This window comes from Cytobacillus sp. NCCP-133, from assembly GCF_026011715.1.
In the GTDB taxonomy this organism is placed as follows: Bacteria; Bacillota; Bacilli; order Bacillales; family Cytobacillaceae; genus Cytobacillus.
This window is the reverse complement of sequence record NZ_BRVM01000007.1, coordinates 57,678-75,854: the sequence shown is the minus strand read 5'-3', so window position 1 is coordinate 75,854 and position 18,177 is coordinate 57,678. Positions and strand designations below refer to the sequence as shown.

Genomic DNA, 18,177 nt, shown 5'->3' with positions numbered 1-18,177 from the left:
ATGAGAAAAAAACAAGTATCCATTGCTGCGCTCGCTCTTATGATCTTCCTGCCTTCAATTCTTAGCTATGCTGCTGTGTCAGAAGCTGAAAAAATAGAAGGAAAACTCACTTCAAAGGATGAAGTGGTGTACGCAACGTTAAAGGCTGATGGAGAGTTAGATAATGTTTATGTCGTGAATACGCTGGATGTGGCGAAAGCCGGAGAGATTCTAGATTACGGTGTATATAGCAGTGTGAAAAACTTGACTGATCTATCGGAAATCAGTCAAGAGGGGCAAACAATTGGAATTGATGCCCCAGAAGGCAAATTTTATTATCAAGGAAATTTGAACGATGATTCCGAATTGCCATGGGATATTGATATTTCCTATCGATTAAATGGAGAGCCAGTGGACCCATTGGATCTTGCGGGAAAAACGGGGCATGTCGAAATCGGCATTCAGACAGTTGCCAATGAGAACATCGATGCAGTATTTTATGAAAACTACTTATTGCAAGTTTCTTTAATGCTGCCAAATAAGTACAGCAACATTGAAGCCAATGGCGGAATGATTGCAAACGCCGGCAAAAATAAGCAAATTACTTTTACAGTTATGCCTGCTCAAGATGAAAGGCTTAGCGTAGAAGCAGATGCTGAGGATTTTGAATTTAATGGAATTGAAATCGCAGCTGTTCCATCTACCCTGCCAATTGATACATCCGAAATGGGAAATATGACTGATGATATGTCAGCTTTATCAAATGCAATTAAAGAATTAAAAAACGGTGCTGCTGATTTGAAAAAAGGTGCAGCCCAATTAAATGACGGAGCGGCTTCACTGCGTGAGGGTTCTCAGAATTATAAAGATGGAATAAATCAGGTGAACGGCTCATCCACACAAGTCGTTAATGCTTCCCGGTCCATTGGGGAAGCACTTGAGAGAATCAGCGGCTCCCTTTCCGGGAATTCGGCAGACATGGACCTAATGAGCTTGAGCGAACTGCCAAATGCTCTTACACAATTAGCTAACGGCCTTACGGAAACAGCTGATGGACTATCAGCTTTACGTGAGAATTACACGGCCGCGTATCGTGTATTAGATGGGGCTATGAATGAAATTCCAGCTCAACAGATCACAGAGGAAGAAATCTCTGAATTATATAAGAGTGGTGCCGATTCCAATGTGCTTGATAAGCTGGTTGAATCCTATTCAGCTGCACAAAAAGTAAAAGGGACCTATTCAAACGTAAAAAAAGCCTTCGATGCAGTGGAACCATCATTAACCCAAATTAGTGATTCTGTAAGAGGGATGAGCGGAACGCTGACTTCAATCGCAAATGAACTCTCTGAATCGATGAAGGAGATGGATGTGAGTGCTCTGGGGGAACTGCAAAAAGGCCTTACTTCTTTATCTTCTAATTACAGTCAGTTTCATTCAGGATTAGTAAGTTATACAGAAGGAGTAGGCCAGCTATCCTCATCCTATAATAAACTGCACTCAGGTATTACAGAATTGTCTGGTGGAACAAGTGAATTAGAAAAAGGATTGGGCGAGCTCCAAAATGGAACGGATAAATTACATGAGGAAACTAAAGACTTGCCGGCTCAGATGCAAAAGAAAATCAATGAAATGGTTCAGGAATATGATAAATCTGACTTTAAACCAGTATCTTTTGTTTCCTCTAAAAATGAAACAGTCTCCTCTGTTCAATTCGTAATAAAAACAGAAAGCATTGAAAAAGAAGAACAGGTAACGAAAAAAGAAAAGCCTGTAAAAGAAAAAGGGTTTTGGGATCTATTGTTAGATCTATTCAGATAACAGGTGAAGAGATAATTATAAAAAATCCTCTTAACATAGCTTCTTGCTATTAAGCATTCCAGAACTAGCTAGATAAAAGGTGTCTGACTTTTAATGGGTCAGCGCCTTTTTCTGTTCAATTGTGATTACTCCCTCGCAATAAGGGGTAATGAATACAAAACATAAAGGAGGTGGCCATCAATGGAAGTAGAAGTTTTATGTAACGTGGAAAACTGCAAGTATTGGGAAGAAGGAGATAAATGTGTTGCCGATTCAATTTATGTGATTGGCCAGAATGGCAGAGAAGCGGAAGATGTTGAGGAAACTGCTTGTAAAACATTTGAACAAAGCGAATAGCAATATGGGCTAGATGCCTGTCGGCTAGGACTTCACTAGTGGACAGGCATCTTTTTAATTTGAGCGGTTCTCCCTTTAAAAGGGGTATAATAAATAGGCAGAAGAAGACATTAAAAGAAGCTATAAATGTTAGAATGTAACCAAAACTGAAATAAATAAAAGTCAAAGCAGAAAAGGGGATACGATGACAAGCAAAAAAGAAATTGGCTGGAATTTTGACAACAGCTATGCACGCTTACCAAACACGTTTTTCTCAACTGTAAAGCCAAATCCTGTAGATGCACCAAAGCTGGTTATACTTAATGATTCACTCGCAGGTACCCTTGGATTTGATGCAGATGCCCTTAAAACGGCGGAAGGGATTGAGATACTAGCCGGGAACCATGTGCCAGAAGGATCAGCACCTCTTGCTCAGGCCTATGCAGGGCATCAATTTGGCCATTTCAATATGCTTGGGGATGGCCGGGCAATGCTAGTTGGAGAACACATCACACCTGAAGATAATCGGGTTGATATTCAGCTGAAGGGCTCCGGCAGAACGCCTTTTTCCCGCGGTGGAGACGGACGTGCGGCTCTTGGCCCGATGCTGCGTGAATACATTATTAGCGAAGCGATGCATGCACTTCGAATTCCTACAACTCGGAGCCTCGCAGTGGTCGCGACAGGTGAGTCTATTATTAGGGAATCCATGCTGCATGGTGCGATCTTAACCCGTGTTGCTGATAGCCATATACGCGTAGGTACCTTTCAATATGCGGCCAATTGGAGACCTGTTGAAGAACTCCGCATTTTGGCTGATTATACGATACAGCGGCATTACCCCGAAATTGAAGGGGATGAGAATCCTTACCTTTCCCTGCTGCAGGAAGTAATCAAGCGTCAAGCCGCACTGATTTCGAAGTGGCAATTAGCAGGATTTATCCATGGGGTCATGAACACGGATAATATGACTATAAGCGGAGAAACGATTGACTATGGACCATGCGCATTTATGGATTCATATGATTTGGCAACCGTGTTCAGCTCAATTGATCGGGAAGGCCGATATGCTTACGGCAATCAGCCATATATTGGAGGCTGGAATCTCGCAAGATTTGCTGAGACGCTGCTGCCTCTGCTTCATGATGAACAGGAAGAGGCTGTGAAAATAGCCCAGGACGCTATATCGGGGTATAACAAGATTTACCAAACGCATTGGCTTGCAGGGATGAGGGCGAAGCTTGGAATCTTTAATGAAGAGAAAGATGATGAGGTCCTTTTTACAGATCTTCTAAAGATTATGCAGAAGAATAAAGCAGATTATACAAATACCTTCCGTTCATTAACCTTGGATAAGATAGAAGAGGCACCTATATTTGATGACGCAGAGTTTGCCAAATGGCATGAGCAGTGGCAGGATAGGCTAAGCAGGCAGAATGTACCAAAAGAATCCGTTAGCAAGTTGATGAGAAACAGCAACCCTTCAGTCATTCCTCGAAACCACCGGGTAGAAGAGGCTCTGGAGGCTGCAGCTGAAAAAGGAGACTACAGCGTGCTGAAGAAGCTTCTTGAAGTACTTTCACAACCTTATGCGTATTCCAAAGATCAAGAAGAATATTGTAAATTGCCTGAGTCCTCAAGCATTCCTTATCAGACTTTTTGCGGAACCTAAGAGGGAGAAGGTTATGATTAGTAAAAAGCGTCTGAACCGTCAGGTGTGTTGAAGGAATAAAAAGGAAGTGTCTGGGCTGAGGTCAGGCACTTTTTTTGATTAACGATATCTGATATAGGCTGTTTTTGGTAAAATTATGCTGTAGCAACGGAAAGGAAAGCAACGCAAGGGTAGAATCTAGTGTTTGTTCTTGAAAAAATCGTCATCTGACTTTTTTTAGCATATACTCTAGGGGTGGCGGGCAGGTGTAAGAGCTTTGCAGTTGCCCTATATCTCAATAATTAAAAATCCATTAGTCCTAACCGGGCCATAAAATAAAAAGCTTGAGGTGTTTTTTATGAATCTGCTGAATTCGCAATATGTAAGAGGCATTTGCCTGAAAAGAGATGCTGTTCCTTCATTTAATCACTATCCCTTTAATCTTCCAAGTTTAAAGACCTTGGAGGAGCTGACTTTTCACCCCAAGGTTACCTTCCTGATTGGCGAGAACGGGATGGGGAAATCGACGTTGCTTGAAGCAGTAGCTGTTGCATTGGGATTTAATGCAGAAGGCGGCTCTTTCAATTTTAATTTTTCAACATTTGATTCGCATTCCGAGCTGGGGAATCATCTAAAGGTCATAAAAGGCATTGATCGGCCAAGTGATGGTTTTTTTCTGAGAGCAGAGAGTTTCTATAATGTAGCATCTAATATTGAAGAAATGGACCGCGAAGGAGGGCCTTCTCCAAAAGTGATCGATTCTTTTGGAGGCCGTTCACTGCATGAGCAATCACATGGAGAAGCGTTCTTCTCCACATTTCTGCACCGGTTTCGAGGCAATGGAATTTACATTTTGGATGAGCCTGAGGCAGCTCTTTCACCGCTTAGGCAAATGTCTATGCTGACAAGAATTCATGATCTGGTCAATGAACACTCACAGTTCATCATTGCCACGCACTCACCCGTCATTATGGCCTATCCAGATGCGGCTATTTATGAGTTCAGCGAAGATGGAATAGCAGAAAGTAAGCTTGAGGAAACAAATCATTATACAATCATGAAACAATTTTTTGATGATAAAAAAAGAATGCTGCATCATTTGTTAAATGAATAACAAAATGGAGCCTTCTATTCAAGCCTCCATTTTTGCGTTCTCTATGTATGTTATTCACTTTCGTGGCTGAACATCCAGTTAATACCAAACTTGTCTGTTAATTGGCCATAGGCCTTACTCCAAAATGTTTCCTGCAGCTCCATACTTACAGTGCCGCCTTCTTTCAATTTGGTAAAATACTTTTGAAGATCATCCAGGTCGTTAATTACTACAGCAAGGTTAATGTTATTTCCAACTGTTGCCGGCATCCCAGGGAAAGTATCTGAAAACATAACGTTGCTTCCGCATATGTTAAGACGTGTGTGCATAACCAAGTCTTTTGCTTCCTCAGGAAGTGGATACTCCGGATTTGGAGGAGAGTCACCAAAACTCATAATTTCAGGCTTCCCTGTTTCAAAAACCTCAGCATAAAATTCAACCGCTTCCCGGGTATTGCCATTAAAATTAAGATAAGCATTAACAGTCATTCTTTTTCACTCCTTCTTGATAAATATAATTCCATTATAAACAAAATATTCTAAAATAAATATAGTGCAAAAGGTCAAGTGTGAACATTCTATTAGGATTATATTTCCTGAAAGGCCTGTTCCAGATTACTGTATCCTCTTCAATCTTCGCCTTTGGGTTCATCTGATTCAAGAATCCACTCATTTTCTGCAGAAGCTAATCCACCATGATCATCCTTGATGAAAGGGCTATGGATATGATATGTTTTCCCGGCTTTCTTTACCGTGTATCCTAAATAATATTGGTTATTTTGGCCTTCCTCCTCAAAAATCCCTATATCGTCAATTCCGTATTTGTCTATGTATAATTGAAATGGTTCCTGCAGTAAATTGATAATTTGTTCTCTTGGCAAAAATTCCATCATGTTTGCTCCTTCCATTTAATCTATACTTAATATGGCTATTTTTGGGAGTATTAAACGTGGAGATTAAAAAAAGAGTACCCCCTTAATAAGGTACTCTTTCCCTTAACTTCTTTTGCAAATTCCCTAGCTGTTTCATCAGCTGTTCATATTCCTCCAATTCGATATTGCAGGTTTGAATGGTCTCGCTGACTTGTTGGGTGATGGCCTGTTTTTGCTGGCGGGCTTTCTCCTCCAAGTAAACATGGACTTTCCGTTCATCTGTTTTGGAACGTTCTTTCCGGAGCCAGCCATTCGAAATCATCCTCGTAATCATTGGAGTTAGTGTCCCGGTGCCGAGATTTAGTCTTTCCCCGAGTTCCTTAGCGCTTATACCGTCTTTTACCCAGAGTGCCAAAAGGACCAAGTACTGAGGATAAGTTAAGCCAAAGGGCTGGAGGGCGCTTGTGTAGAGTTTGGTAAATTCTCCAGCAGTTTCATAAACTGCAAAACAAAGCTGTTTGTCGAGTACAAAAAAATCTTTCATATGATCACCTAAATGAATTTTTAGTAACTTACATTAATTTCTTTATATCATACTCAATTTTCTCAGGTTCCGTTGTTGGTGCATAGCGTTCAACCACATTCCCGCTGCGGTCTACAAGGAATTTTGTGAAATTCCATTTAATGTTCTTTGAAAGGAGTCCTTTCTTCTGTTCTTTTAGATAGACAAATAAAGGATCAGCAGTTTCTCCATTTACATCGATTTTCGCAAAAATCGGGAAGGATACTCCGTAGTTGATCTGACAAAATTCTGTTGTTTCATTAATATTATCAAATTCCTGGTTATTAAACTGGTCGCAAGGAAACCCCAGGATCTCTAAGCCGCTGTCCTTATACTTTTCATATAGTTCCTGAAGCCCCTTGAATTGTGGGGTTAATCCGCATTTGCTTGCAGTGTTGACAATAAGCAATGGCTTTCCTTCGTAGTCTTTCAGAGATTTCAGTTCACCATTTGTTTTTTTTACCTCAAAATCATAAACAGTTGTCATAAGGAATCCTCCTGAATAAATAGATTTTCAATTAAATTGTGTACGATTTAATCTTAGGCGATGTTTAGTCCTAATGCAACTAATTGGTTTTTTACTGAAACTATTTGTGATGCTGTTCCGTAAAGTAGTCTATATGGCTATAACATAAATAACAAACTCTATAAAACTAATAAAATTTTTTATACATGAATTAAATGACTTTATAAGATAAATAAAGCGATCTATATGATAGTTAGAGTGTGAATAGGGTGGATTCATGAAGTTTTATGGGATTGAAAAAATCAACTAGAGCAGTTTTCTAATAGGACAACTTCACATAAATAGGGGATTGATTTCATTGATTAACATTTTATCCGCCATGAGCGGAATCGTGTCATGGCTGGTGGTAGGACATACCATATTGTCTGGAATATAGATCCGCTTGAATCTGTCGATTATATCAAGTTCTTTCTTATAAGAGAAAGGGATTATCGAGATATTGGGGGGACGGCTGAGTATTATGATCCGCGTGTGCAAATGGAGAAAAAAGTTTCTCTTTGGAACCGCTCATATGGAGCTTTGGCTTTGCCAAAAAATTGGACGGTCTTTATGAAGGAGTTTATAGAAGTAGAGTTGGATAAGAAGCAAGGATTATTCGATCAACTTTTTCCTGAACAGTATAGGTATTTTGGCTGGAATCCTTATGACGCCAATAGGAAAGAAATATTCCCAGAAAGTGCAGTGAATGGGAGCAGATATATAAATGGGGATATTGATTTGGAAATAATCAGCATATTAAGTGAAATAGACTTGGAGAATCCATAAAAAGGCTAACTCATCAGGCCAATGTTACAGAGCTATTGTTTTATCAAAAGAGGGTGTCCAAGGGCTAAACTTTTGGTAGACCCTCTTTGTTCCTTCAAAGGAATCGCTTATAAATTAGCGTTGTCGCTTCATGAATATTACTATAGAATCAATCATAGTAGATACATAATGAGGTGAATACAGTTGAATTATAAACGAATAAAACCGCGTAAAATATATGAAGAAGTGGCTGAGGCCATTATGGATATGATTAAATCAGGTGAGCTAAAGCCAGGAGATAAGCTTGATTCTGTCCAGCAGCTCGCGGAAAATTTCCAGGTTGGCCGTTCAGCGGTCCGGGAGGCCTTGAGTGCACTGAGGGCAATGGGACTAGTGGAGATGCATCAGGGGGAAGGGACATATGTCCGCCAATTCAATTCAAATATGCTCAAGCTTCCAGTGCAAATAGCCGTCCTAATGAAAAGGGATGATGTGAAAAATTTGCTGGAGGTCCGCCGGATTCTTGAGGTGGGGGCAGTACATGCTGCCGCGTTAAGATGGACAGAGGATCAGCTTTCTGAAATCAAAGAAGCATTGGAACAGATGAAGAATGCCAATGATGAGGAACTGGGGGAAGAAGCAGATTTTCGCTTTCACATGGCTATCGCAAAAGCTTCTCAAAATGACCTGCTGATCAGCCTTATGAACAATGTCTCAGAAATGATGGTCACTACAATGCGTGAAACGCGGAGGCTTTGGCTTTATTCGGAGAAATCGACTTTGGATCGATTGACACATGAGCACTCAAGCATCTATGAGGCAATCGAACAAAGGGAAGGTGAGAAGGCACAAATACTACTGCTCGAGCATCTCCATAGCGTGGAAGAAGTGTTAATGAAGTATTTCCGGGAAATGGAATTTTGATAAGAGAGCCCAATCGTAAGTTGGAACGATTGGGCTTTATTTTGAAAATTTTTAGAAAATACTATTGTGATATGAAAGCGTTTTAATTATACTGTTTATTATATTAAAGTCATCAGATGACCTGTTAATGTGATTAGTGGCTAAAGGGAGAAAATTCTTACATCATGAAAGGGGTAGAGGAATATGAGTATTGGTACTTTGGCTGTAATTGCCACATTGCCTATTGTTTCAGTCTTTCTATTTTTAGTTATTTTAAGATGGCCAGCTAAGAGAGCGATGCCAGTATCGCTGGCATTAACGATTATTATGGCTATGTTTTTCTGGCAGGTTCCCGGAAACCAGGTTGCTGCAGCCAGCTTTAAAGGGGTTGTCACCGCACTGGAAGTGGGCGTTATCGTTTTCGGTGCGATTCTGCTATTGAACACATTAAAAGAAAGCGGTGCCATTTTTACAATCCGTAAAGGGTTTATGAGCATTTCGCCGGACCGCCGCGTACAGACGATTATCGTCTGCTGGCTGTTTGGATCTTTCCTTGAAGGGGCAGCTGGATGGGGGGCACCTGCTACAATTGTTGGCCCGCTATTAGTGGCGATTGGTTTTCCAGCGATGGGAGCGGTAATGGTGGCGCTTATCCTGCAATCAACCCCGGTTTCTTATGGTGCTGTCGGTACACCGATTTTAATTGGTGTTCATTCAGGCTTAAAGGATTCTCCGCTGGTTCAAAGCTATATTGCTGAACAAGGAACGACATTTGATGCCTATATAAACGGAATTGGCGGACAAGTTGCCTTGATTCACGGAGTCATAGGCATATTTATTCCTTTATTTATGGTAACCATGCTGACTTACTTCTTCGGTAAAAATAAGTCGATTGCAGAAGGTTTGGCCATTTGGAAGTTTGCTATTTTTGCAGGTTTGGCTTTTACAGTTCCTTATGCATTGGTAGCAAATCTTCTTGGACCTGAATTCCCATCTTTGATTGGCGGTTTAATCGGCTTGGCTATTGTTGTGCCTGCTGCTAAAAAAGGATTGTTCATCCCGGAAAAGACCTGGGGATTCGAAGAAAAGAGCAATTGGGATCCATCATGGACGGGGTCACTTCAAGTCGACGAATCGGAAAATCCCAAAAAACAAGTGTCATTTATGGCCGCGTGGCTTCCATACTTGCTAGTGGCTGTTCTATTGGTTCTTACACGTGTTAAGTACTTGCCGTTTTCTGCCTGGCTTCAAGCATTTGTGCTCAGGTTTGAAAGCGTATTCGGTACAGCGATAACAGTTGAATCCAAACCGCTTAATCTTCCGGGAGTCATCTTTATTGTTGTCTCCCTTCTATCAATCTTTATTTTCAAGATGAATATAAAAGATTATGGACGAGCAGTGAAAGACTCTTTTAAAACGATTATCAGTGCAATGGCTGCTCTGATCTTCGCTGTTCCATTGGTACAAGTGTTTATCAATTCAGGGGTAAATGCTGCTGATTTCACAAGCATGCCGCTTGCATTGGCAGAGGGCATTTCAACTGTATTCGGAAGTTATTGGCCGCTTGCGGCCCCTACGATTGGGGCAATAGGTGCGTTCGCAGCAGGAAGCAATACAGTCAGTAATATGATGTTCTCTTTATTCCAATTTGGCGTGGCAGATAATATCCTTGCTGCCCCTGCAACTATTGTTGCTTTGCAGGCTGTCGGCGGAGCTGCAGGAAATATGATTTGTGTACATAACGTCGTTGCAGCTTCTTCATCTGCAGGATTAATTGGCAAGGAAGGAAATTTAATCAGAAAAACACTGATTCCAATGACTTTCTATGTTATTTTTGCAGGCGGGATTGGCTATGTAGCCATTAATGGAATAGGGTTGAACATAGGCATGATTATACTGGCGGTCGTGGCAGGCTTCATTGTAACCCTGATTGCCAAAGGACAGAAGCAAAATAGAATGGAAGTTAAACAGATGCGAAAAACAGCTTAAAAAAATGGCAAGCTCCTATTTAAAGAGCTTGCTATTTTTAGTCAAAGTCATCAGATGACCTGTTGACTGAGTGGAAGGAAAGGCTTACACTATATATAATAAAGTCAAAGCCAGAATATAATTTACCTGGAGAAAGAAAAGGTGAGGCCAATGAAAGTATCATTATTTGTAACTTGTTTAATAGATATTTTTCAAACAGATGTTGGAATGGATACATTGGAATTACTGGAAAATCTGGGATGTGAAGTCGATTTTCCGGAAAAACAAACCTGCTGCGGACAGCCTGCATACAACAGCGGATATGTTGATAAAGCAAAGGAATCCATGAAGCATATGATTAACGTATTTGAGCATTCTGACTATGTGGTTACCCCTTCCGGATCATGCGGTACCATGTTCAGGGAATACCCGCATGTTTTTAAAGGAGACCCTGTCTGGGAACCGCGAGCCCAGATGTTGGCTGATAAGACATTTGAACTGACACAGTTTATCGTGGATGTTTTAGGAGTAGAGGATGTAGGGGCAAAGCTGAATGGTAAAGCAACGTATCATACTTCGTGTCATATGACGAGATTACTGGGTGTAAAGGAAGCGCCAATGAAGCTATTAAACAATGTCGAAGGTCTTGAAATGAAACCGCTCCCACATAACTATAACTGCTGCGGTTTTGGCGGTGCGTTTTCAGTGAAAATGACGGAAATTTCTGAGCAAATGGTAGATGAGAAGGTTCAGGGTGTTGAAGATTCCGGCGCAGATATCCTAATAGGAGCCGACTGTGGATGCTTGATGAATATTGGCGGGCGAATTGATCGTAAAGGAAAGCCGATTAAGGTAATGCATATAGCCTCTGTACTTAACAGCAGGTAGAGAAGGGAGTAGCGCAAATGGCTATGAAAATAGGGGATAAACCCTTTAAAGAACGTGTTTCGGATGGAATAGGCAACTCGTTCATGCGCGGAGCTGTTTCCTCTGCCCAGGGGCGTTTACGCAGCGGACGGCTGAATGCGGCAGAAGAGTTGGGCAATTGGGAAGAATGGCGCAAGCTTGGCGAGGAAATTCGGGCACATACAATTGAGAATCTTGATTATTACCTGGAACTGCTAAGCGAGAATGTAACAAAACGCGGCGGGCATGTTTTCTTTGCTGAGACTGCAGAAGAAGCAAATGAGTATATCACAAATGTGGTAAAAAAGAAGAACGGAAAAAAAGTCGTTAAATCCAAGTCCATGGTCACAGAAGAAATCAATCTGAATGAGGCGCTTGAAAAAGCAGGCTGCGAAGTGATTGAAAGCGACCTTGGAGAATGGATTCTGCAAGTGGATGATCATGATCCTCCATCCCATATTGTTGCACCGGCCCTTCATAAAAACAAAGAGCAGATTCGCGATGTTTTTAGGGATAAATTGGGCTATGACAAAACAGAAAAACCGGAAGAGCTTGCTCTATTTGCGAGGGAAAAGCTGCGTGAAGAGTTTTTGCAGGCGGATATAGGAGTTACAGGTTGCAACTTCGCAATCGCTGAGTCAGGTACGGTTTCCCTTGTGACAAATGAAGGAAATGCAAGAATGGTTACGACTATTCCAAAAACGCAGATCACCGTCATGGGCATGGAACGGATTGTTCCGACATGGGAAGAGATGGAGGTTCTTGTTAGCATGCTGACCCGAGCGGCAGTTGGGCAGAAACTGACAAGCTACATTACGGCCTTAACAGGGCCGAAGCAAGAAGGAGAAGTAGATGGCCCTGAAGATTTCCATCTGGTCATTGTCGATAATGGCCGTTCGAAAATTTTGGGAACGGCATTTCAGTCGATTCTTCATTGTATCCGCTGTGCAGCCTGCATTAATGTATGCCCTGTATATCGTCATGTTGGAGGCCATTCATATGGTTCGATCTATCCGGGGCCAGTGGGAGCAGTTCTGACTCCGCTTCTGGGCGGATATGAGGATTATAAGGAGCTGCCGTATGCATCAACACTATGCGCGGCATGTACGGAAGCATGTCCGGTGAAAATACCATTGCATGAGCATTTGCTCCGCCACCGCCAGGAGATCGTTGAAAAAGAAGGCAAAGCACCTATTTTTGAAAACCTATCCATGAAGGCATTCAGCATGGGAACAGCATCACCCTCCATGTATAACATCGGATCAAAGCTCGCACCAAAAGCATTGGGAGCCTTTGCAAAGGATGATAAAATCTCCGATGGCCCGGGTCCACTGAAAAACTGGACGGAAATCCGTGAATTCCCGGCACCTAAGAAAGACCGATTTAGAGATTTATATAAAAAGAGAAAGAAAGAGAGGGGAAAATGATGGGAGCTGGCCAAGTGTATAATCGCAATTCCTTCCTCGATAACCTGGCAAAAAATTTGGGAAGGGACCGCCGCCGCCAAGTAGAAAAGCCTGCCTGGAATCATAATCCCCAATGGGATGTATTAAAGGATGCATCCCCCGATGAGCTTGTCGAGGTGCTTAAGCAGCAATGCCTGCGCATCCATACGGATGTTCATGAAACAGTTTCAGCTGAATTGCCTTCACTGATTCCCCACTTGATTAAGGAGTATGGCGGAAAATCGGTTGTTACATGGGATGACCCGCGCTTTGATGAATATGGATTATCTGGTCTTACTGGCGAACTAAGTGGTGATGAGATTGCCGTACATGTTTGGGATTGTGAAGTCGTGGAAGAAAATCTTGCTTTCTCAGCGACTGCAGACGTAGGCATTACTTTTAGCGATGCTACATTGGCAGAGTCTGGAACGGTTGTTTTATTCAGCGACAAGGGGAAAGGGCGTGCTGTAAGCCTTCTTCCTGTCATTTATTTTGCCATCATTCCGAAGAGTACAATCGTTCCAAGAATGACCCAGGTTGCCAAGCAAGTCCATGATAAAGTGGAAAAAGGAGAACCTGTTCCATCTTGTGTGAATTTTATCTCTGGACCAAGTAATAGTGCCGATATTGAAATGAATCTAATTGTTGGTGTGCATGGACCAGTACAGGCCGTTTATATCATTGTAGATGACAAATAAAGAAGAACTGATTCGCAGGTGGCTGTGAATCAGTTTTTTTTATGGAAGTCCGTCTGCTGGATTTTCTTTGATGCCTGATTTATTCTTAGTGAAATAGATGTAATAGAAGAGGGATTCAATTGAAGACGATCTATAGTGATATTATCCAATTTCGGGGAACCCACTTTGAATTTGGATATATGCAAGGAGAAAGGTTAAAGGATTCTTTATCGGTAAAAAACCGTGAGGATCAATGGAAGGTAAGAAAGCCTCGGTTCTCGATAAAGGAAAAGGAAGTTAATGAGGCGATTACAAGATTTGCACCGGGCATTTGGGAAGAACTTCTTGGTCTTCAGGAAGCACTCCAATGTCCGATGGAACGGGTATTAAAAGAGTTTGGCGGATATCGCCTAAATTATGTCCGGTCTGGGTGTTCCATTATGACTGGAGAAGGTTACCTGATCCGAAACTATGATTATCATCCTAAAACGTATGAAGGAAGGTATACCTTTTATCAGCCAACAGATCAGGGCCATGCCATCATTGGTCCCAGCCAGCGTGTGACAGGGCGCATGGATGGCATGAATGAAAAAGGACTTGTAATTGGTTATAACTTTATGAACCGGAAAAATCCGGGGGATGGTTTTATATGCTGTATGATTGGCAGGCTTATACTGGAGTCATGTGCAAATGTGCGAGAAGCGGCCGATATGCTGAAGGAAATTCCCCACCGCCATTCTTTCACTTATGTGGTATATGACAAGAGCGGTGAAACGTTTGCGGTGGAAACCTCCCCTAGAGGTGTGGAGGTCAGACAAACAACCGCTTGTACGAACCATTTTGAAGTCATGAAACACGAAAACAGGAATCATTTAACGGATAGCATGCGCAGGCTTGATGTGATAAAAAGCCGGCAGAAGCAGCCTTTAAGTGCTCGTGAAGCGTTCTGCCTTTTAAACGATACGGACAAAGGAGTTTTTTCTGACCTATATGGCAGCTGGGCAGGAACAATCCATACCTCTGCGTACTTGCCAAAAGAAAGGAAAGCCTGGTTCTCGCTAGGCGGAGACAGGGATCCAATTGAATTTGACTTCGCCCAATGGCTGGATGGCAGGGATATAGAAATCGACCGAATCACTGGAGAAGTCAATACAGATATTGCTTTTTTGCATATGGACGAGAATGCAAATTGGTTTAGGAAATGAGAAAGCGGAGAGGATGAACCCCCTCCGCTTTTTCTGTGTCTTAAGCTAAATCTTGGATTTCAAAGAAGTTTTTTGTACTGTTTCAGTTTTATCGGTCACTTTCACATCTTTATCGGTCAGATTCTAATTATATCGGTTACTTTATCGATATATCGGTCAAATTTTCTTTTTATCGGTCAAATTTTCTTTTTATCGGTCACTTCCCGTCCTATTAACATTTTACTGTTATGGTGAACACTTATATAAAATTAAGAGCAAAACCAGCATAACCGCATCCAGCCTGGCATCAAAAGCAAAATCTATATAGCCTGAGTTCAAAGCAGGCAATTTGGTCAGGCACAGGGCTGCAGCCATAATGCCAATCAGCGGAATCACTGCATTTTTCACACTTTTATTAAAAAGAATTAATACACCGCATATAATTTCCAGAAAAGCAACCACATGCATGAGAAGTTCTGCGTATGGAAGACCGAGATTTACAAAAGCATTGCTCAATTCTGCACTGATCAGCTTCATAAAACCGGATACTATAAAAACATATGAAACTGAATAACGAAGCAGGTTCATTACCACTAATGAATGCTGCATTAAATCTCCCTCCTTCCTAAAAATATATTCATCATTTGGACAAACCATCACATTCTTTGAAAGGATTATATTGTGGTAAACTTTATGTATGAATTGGATGTAAACTGAGGTGTGTATACGTGAAAACAGTATTGGTCATAGGCGGAGGCGTAACAGGTCTATCCGCCATGTATGAAATGAATAAATGGAAAAAGGAAAATGGGTATGAAATAAGGCTGGTGTTGGCCGAATCCTCTGATCAGCTTGGAGGGAAAATTCGGACAGTCAGGGAAGGCGAATTTGTGATCGAAGCGGGAGCCGATTCCATTGTTGCGCGCAAAGCGAATGAAATGAATTTTATTGAGGAGCTTGGGTTGGAAAGGGAGCTCGTTTATAATGCTGCTGGCCGATCATATATTTATACGGAGGGCGGGCTGAAGCTGATTCCTGCAGATTCTGTATTCGGCATTCCTGCCAGTGTTGAATCTCTGGTAAAGTCAACCTTAGTGTCAGCAGAAGGGAAAGTTGAAGCACTGAAGGACCTTTACACAAAAAATGAGAGCTTTACGAAAAATGACTCCATCGGCGAATTTTTAGAGCATTTTTTCGGAAAAGAATTGGTTCAAAAGCAAATCGCTCCTGTGCTTTCGGGCGTTTATTCCGGTCATCTAAGTGACCTGACAATTGCTTCAACCCTTCCGCAGGTGTTCGATTATAAAGAAAAGTACGGGAGCATCATTAAAGGTTTTGAGGAAAATAAAAAGACATTCCAGAGCGGAGAGGGAAAGAAATTTCTTTCTTTTAAAAACGGACTGGATTCGCTTATCAATATTTACGAAGAAAAATTGGGTGATGCCGAGATATTAAAAAGTACCCAGGCGGTGTCAATCGAAAAAGCTGCTGGCCGTTATAAAGTGAATTTTTCAAATGGAGAAAGCATGGAAGCGGATCATATTGTGCTCAGCATCCCGCACAATGCAGCGGAAAACTTATTCGCAGATCATGAACTGAAGAAAGAGTTTAGGCGTTTGAAGAATAGTTCGCTTATTTCCATTTACGTTGCTTATGATTTACCGGACAGCAAGCTTCCGGAAGATGGAACAGGCTTCATTACTGCGAATACGGAAGAGTTAACATGCAATGCCTGCACATGGACGAGCAGGAAGTGGGCGCACACATCCAAAAGCGGCAATTTGCTTGTAAGGTTATTTTATAAAAGCAGCCATCCTGCTTTCTCATCTCTAAAAGATATGAATGAGGAGGAGCTTCTTCAGGCTGCATTGGCTGACATCGAAAAAAGTTTGGGCATTACTGCTGAGCCTGCGGCAAGCGTGGTGACCAATTGGACAGAGCAAATGCCAAACTACCTGATTTCCCACCCCGAAACAGTAGCATCCTTAGAAAAGAAGATTTCTGAGGATTATCCGGGAGTATGGCTTGCGGGCTGTTCTTATTATGGTGTGGGCATACCGGATTGCATTGTCAACGGGTCAATGACAGCAAGGAAAATTGTCGAGAACCTATAAAGTGAAAATCCCCTCCGCAAAGAAGGGGATTTTCTATTGAGCTAACGAGTTTTTCATTCACCATGGATTTCAGCAAAGAGTATTTGAATTTCATATGATATTTGTTTTTTCAATGGTATTCTCAATCTTCAGCTGTTCTAGTTCTATTTTCATTTTTTCCGTCTCAAGCAGGAAGTTTTCCTGTTTTAATTTTTCTAATGTGATTTCATCTTTTATCATATTATGTTTAATTTTTGCGAGTCTTCGCTGATGAAAAGTCAGGATGCTGATGATGGGAATTGAGAAGATCATAACGACTGCAATTGTACCGGTCACACTCTAACACCTCACGTTTCTTGGAAATAGAAAAATTTGTATTTTGTCTTAAAAGTAAAATAATAGCAAATTACATACGATTTAGAAACAAGATCTATGAATATCAAACGGTCTGGAGGTAATAGGAGATGGCAGAAATTATAATAAAGAGGATTTATGATCCAATTGAAGTGGATGATGGCTATCGTGTTTTAATCGACCGGCTTTGGCCGAGGGGCATAAAAAAAGAGGATGCCCGATTATCAGCATGGGAAAAGGAGATTGCACCCAGCAGCGAGCTGAGAAAGGCGTTTAATCATAAACCAGAACTATTCAGCGAATTTCGGGTGAAGTATCTCATTGAGCTTCGAACGGATACCGAAAAGATTCGCAAATTGGAAAAGCTGCGCAGCATATCCGAAGAGAAAAAGGTCACATTGCTATATGCTGCAAAAGATCCAATATATAACCATGCACGTATATTATTGGAAGAACTGAACTAGAAGGAAAAATAAAATCCTCCTTTTCCCTAATGGAAGAAGGGGGGTTTTTTGATATCAGAATTTATATCCTTTTGAACTTAGAGAACTGTCTAGCGAAAGGCGCTCTGAGCTTTTTGTATGAAAAACTATTTCGGATACTAAAGAAACCCTTCACTTTCTGATTTTTTTTGAAGGGGAGATATGTCGTTTTATAATTGATCACCAATAAAAGTATTTAAGCGATTTCCTGTGAATTTGCGGTTGTATAACCTTTCCTTTTTAAGTATTCGATCATTTTTAATTCTTTAGTTTTTTCTTTCTCTTTGAGGTAATCTGGTCCTAGTTCTTGATAGGGTTCACCTGTTTTAAAATGTTGTAAGCGATTGTTAAAATTAAATGGGCGGAAGCAACGCGCCCTTTCATTTTTCCTTGACGTTTACTAATCCTTTTCCTATGGGACGAAATTCGATTATTTTGTCTTGAAGTAGCCAGGACGCATTCGACAGCCATCGTTTTCAAGGCTTTATTTCCTTGTGTGGTTTTGTTTGTTTTTTTTACCGGCTCTTTCGTTGTTTCCGGGACAAACACCAGCCCATGAAGCAAGATATTTGGAGGATTTAACTACAGACATATCAACCCCCA

At 41.4% G+C, this 18,177-nt stretch carries 19 protein-coding genes; 13 read left to right on the top strand and 6 right to left on the bottom strand.

From position 1 onward, the window contains the following. From NCCP133_RS10440 to NCCP133_RS10425, 4 genes are all read left to right on the top strand, one after another. A complete protein-coding gene (locus tag NCCP133_RS10440) occupies positions 1-1,800 on the top strand; it encodes a YhgE/Pip domain-containing protein (protein WP_309298055.1) in 1,800 nt (599 codons plus the stop codon). Between the two features lie 180 nt (positions 1,801-1,980). Continuing rightward, positions 1,981-2,136 carry a DUF1540 domain-containing protein gene (locus tag NCCP133_RS10435; protein ID WP_264804895.1) on the top strand — a complete coding sequence of 52 codons (156 nt, stop codon included), beginning with the start codon at positions 1,981-1,983 and terminating at the stop codon, positions 2,134-2,136. A gap of 184 nt (positions 2,137-2,320) precedes the next feature. After that, positions 2,321-3,787: a protein adenylyltransferase SelO gene (locus NCCP133_RS10430; protein ID WP_264804894.1), complete on the top strand. Its 1,467-nt coding sequence runs from the start codon at positions 2,321-2,323 to the stop codon at positions 3,785-3,787. A 337-nt stretch (positions 3,788-4,124) separates the two neighbouring features. Beyond that, complete coding sequence (locus NCCP133_RS10425; protein WP_264804893.1) at positions 4,125-4,880, top strand: AAA family ATPase; 756 nt, start codon at positions 4,125-4,127, stop codon at positions 4,878-4,880. Between the two features lie 50 nt (positions 4,881-4,930). Here the strand turns inward: NCCP133_RS10425 and NCCP133_RS10420 are convergent, their stop codons facing one another. The 4 genes from NCCP133_RS10420 to NCCP133_RS10405 all read right to left on the bottom strand — a co-directional run bounded on the left by NCCP133_RS10420 (position 4,931) and on the right by NCCP133_RS10405 (position 6,779). Further along, on the bottom strand, positions 4,931-5,347 hold the full coding sequence (locus NCCP133_RS10420; RefSeq protein ID WP_264804892.1) for a VOC family protein: 417 nt from the start codon (positions 5,345-5,347) through the stop codon (positions 4,931-4,933). Positions 5,348-5,487: 140 nt separating this feature from the next. Next, positions 5,488-5,751 (bottom strand): DUF5634 family protein, encoded by a 264-nt coding sequence (locus NCCP133_RS10415; protein WP_264804891.1) that lies wholly within the window; start codon positions 5,749-5,751, stop codon positions 5,488-5,490. Between the two features lie 82 nt (positions 5,752-5,833). Beyond that, positions 5,834-6,274 (bottom strand): MarR family winged helix-turn-helix transcriptional regulator, encoded by a 441-nt coding sequence (locus tag NCCP133_RS10410; RefSeq protein ID WP_264804890.1) that lies wholly within the window; start codon positions 6,272-6,274, stop codon positions 5,834-5,836. A gap of 28 nt (positions 6,275-6,302) precedes the next feature. Continuing rightward, positions 6,303-6,779 (bottom strand): glutathione peroxidase, encoded by a 477-nt coding sequence (locus tag NCCP133_RS10405; protein WP_264804889.1) that lies wholly within the window; start codon positions 6,777-6,779, stop codon positions 6,303-6,305. A gap of 375 nt (positions 6,780-7,154) precedes the next feature. On the opposite strand from NCCP133_RS10405, the gene NCCP133_RS10400 reads away from it, so the two are divergent. The 7 genes from NCCP133_RS10400 (at position 7,155) to NCCP133_RS10370 (ending at position 14,666) form a co-directional block, all read left to right on the top strand. Further along, positions 7,155-7,583, top strand: coding sequence for a hypothetical protein (locus tag NCCP133_RS10400; RefSeq protein ID WP_264804888.1), 429 nt, complete (start codon positions 7,155-7,157; stop codon positions 7,581-7,583). 183 nt (positions 7,584-7,766) lie between these two features. Continuing rightward, positions 7,767-8,486, top strand: coding sequence for a FadR/GntR family transcriptional regulator (locus NCCP133_RS10395; protein ID WP_309298054.1), 720 nt, complete (start codon positions 7,767-7,769; stop codon positions 8,484-8,486). Between the two features lie 183 nt (positions 8,487-8,669). Beyond that, positions 8,670-10,454 carry an L-lactate permease gene (locus NCCP133_RS10390; RefSeq protein WP_264804887.1) on the top strand — a complete coding sequence of 595 codons (1,785 nt, stop codon included), beginning with the start codon at positions 8,670-8,672 and terminating at the stop codon, positions 10,452-10,454. A gap of 150 nt (positions 10,455-10,604) precedes the next feature. Next, a complete protein-coding gene (locus NCCP133_RS10385) occupies positions 10,605-11,321 on the top strand; it encodes a (Fe-S)-binding protein (protein WP_264804886.1) in 717 nt (238 codons plus the stop codon). Positions 11,322-11,338: 17 nt separating this feature from the next. Continuing rightward, on the top strand, positions 11,339-12,766 hold the full coding sequence (locus NCCP133_RS10380) for a LutB/LldF family L-lactate oxidation iron-sulfur protein (protein WP_264804885.1): 1,428 nt from the start codon (positions 11,339-11,341) through the stop codon (positions 12,764-12,766). Next, the gene (locus NCCP133_RS10375) at positions 12,766-13,482 is read left to right on the top strand and encodes a LutC/YkgG family protein (RefSeq protein ID WP_264805009.1); all 717 of its coding nucleotides are present in this window, start codon (positions 12,766-12,768) and stop codon (positions 13,480-13,482) included. The genes NCCP133_RS10380 and NCCP133_RS10375 overlap by 1 nt, the downstream gene beginning before the upstream one ends. 119 nt (positions 13,483-13,601) lie before the next feature. Next, entirely contained in the window at positions 13,602-14,666 is a 1,065-nt protein-coding gene (locus NCCP133_RS10370; protein ID WP_264804884.1) for a C45 family autoproteolytic acyltransferase/hydolase, read from the top strand. Between the two features lie 225 nt (positions 14,667-14,891). Here NCCP133_RS10370 and NCCP133_RS10365 read toward each other — a convergent pair whose 3' ends face one another. After that, entirely contained in the window at positions 14,892-15,254 is a 363-nt protein-coding gene (locus tag NCCP133_RS10365) for a DoxX family protein (RefSeq protein WP_264804883.1), read from the bottom strand. Between the two features lie 119 nt (positions 15,255-15,373). On the opposite strand from NCCP133_RS10365, the gene hemG reads away from it, so the two are divergent. Next, positions 15,374-16,759: a protoporphyrinogen oxidase gene (gene hemG, locus NCCP133_RS10360; RefSeq protein ID WP_264804882.1), complete on the top strand. Its 1,386-nt coding sequence runs from the start codon at positions 15,374-15,376 to the stop codon at positions 16,757-16,759. A 90-nt stretch (positions 16,760-16,849) separates the two neighbouring features. On the opposite strand, the gene NCCP133_RS10355 is transcribed toward hemG, so the two are convergent. Then, positions 16,850-17,074, bottom strand: a complete 225-nt coding sequence (locus tag NCCP133_RS10355; RefSeq protein ID WP_264804881.1) for a hypothetical protein — start codon at positions 17,072-17,074, stop codon at positions 16,850-16,852. A 128-nt stretch (positions 17,075-17,202) separates the two neighbouring features. On the opposite strand from NCCP133_RS10355, the gene NCCP133_RS10350 reads away from it, so the two are divergent. Then, positions 17,203-17,556, top strand: a complete 354-nt coding sequence (locus NCCP133_RS10350; protein ID WP_264804880.1) for a DUF488 domain-containing protein — start codon at positions 17,203-17,205, stop codon at positions 17,554-17,556. Positions 17,557-18,177: the final 621 nt, after the last annotated feature.

What these genes read in the sequence shown, in the direction of transcription:
- NCCP133_RS10405 (WP_264804889.1), bottom strand. Translation starts at nt 6,779, where the DNA reads ATGACAACTGTTTATGATTTTGAGGTAAAAAAAACAAATGGTGAACTG.
- NCCP133_RS10385 (WP_264804886.1), top strand. Translation starts at nt 10,605, where the DNA reads ATGAAAGTATCATTATTTGTAACTTGTTTAATAGATATTTTTCAAACA.
- NCCP133_RS10440 (WP_309298055.1), top strand. Translation starts at nt 1, where the DNA reads ATGAGAAAAAAACAAGTATCCATTGCTGCGCTCGCTCTTATGATCTTC.
- NCCP133_RS10425 (WP_264804893.1), top strand. Translation starts at nt 4,125, where the DNA reads ATGAATCTGCTGAATTCGCAATATGTAAGAGGCATTTGCCTGAAAAGA.
- NCCP133_RS10435 (WP_264804895.1), top strand. Translation starts at nt 1,981, where the DNA reads ATGGAAGTAGAAGTTTTATGTAACGTGGAAAACTGCAAGTATTGGGAA.
- NCCP133_RS10410 (WP_264804890.1), bottom strand. Translation starts at nt 6,274, where the DNA reads ATGAAAGATTTTTTTGTACTCGACAAACAGCTTTGTTTTGCAGTTTAT.
- NCCP133_RS10375 (WP_264805009.1), top strand. Translation starts at nt 12,766, where the DNA reads ATGGGAGCTGGCCAAGTGTATAATCGCAATTCCTTCCTCGATAACCTG.
- NCCP133_RS10365 (WP_264804883.1), bottom strand. Translation starts at nt 15,254, where the DNA reads ATGCAGCATTCATTAGTGGTAATGAACCTGCTTCGTTATTCAGTTTCA.
- NCCP133_RS10350 (WP_264804880.1), top strand. Translation starts at nt 17,203, where the DNA reads ATGGCAGAAATTATAATAAAGAGGATTTATGATCCAATTGAAGTGGAT.
- NCCP133_RS10390 (WP_264804887.1), top strand. Translation starts at nt 8,670, where the DNA reads ATGAGTATTGGTACTTTGGCTGTAATTGCCACATTGCCTATTGTTTCA.
- NCCP133_RS10415 (WP_264804891.1), bottom strand. Translation starts at nt 5,751, where the DNA reads ATGATGGAATTTTTGCCAAGAGAACAAATTATCAATTTACTGCAGGAA.
- NCCP133_RS10420 (WP_264804892.1), bottom strand. Translation starts at nt 5,347, where the DNA reads ATGACTGTTAATGCTTATCTTAATTTTAATGGCAATACCCGGGAAGCG.
- NCCP133_RS10400 (WP_264804888.1), top strand. Translation starts at nt 7,155, where the DNA reads ATGGCTGGTGGTAGGACATACCATATTGTCTGGAATATAGATCCGCTT.
- NCCP133_RS10430 (WP_264804894.1), top strand. Translation starts at nt 2,321, where the DNA reads ATGACAAGCAAAAAAGAAATTGGCTGGAATTTTGACAACAGCTATGCA.
- NCCP133_RS10380 (WP_264804885.1), top strand. Translation starts at nt 11,339, where the DNA reads ATGGCTATGAAAATAGGGGATAAACCCTTTAAAGAACGTGTTTCGGAT.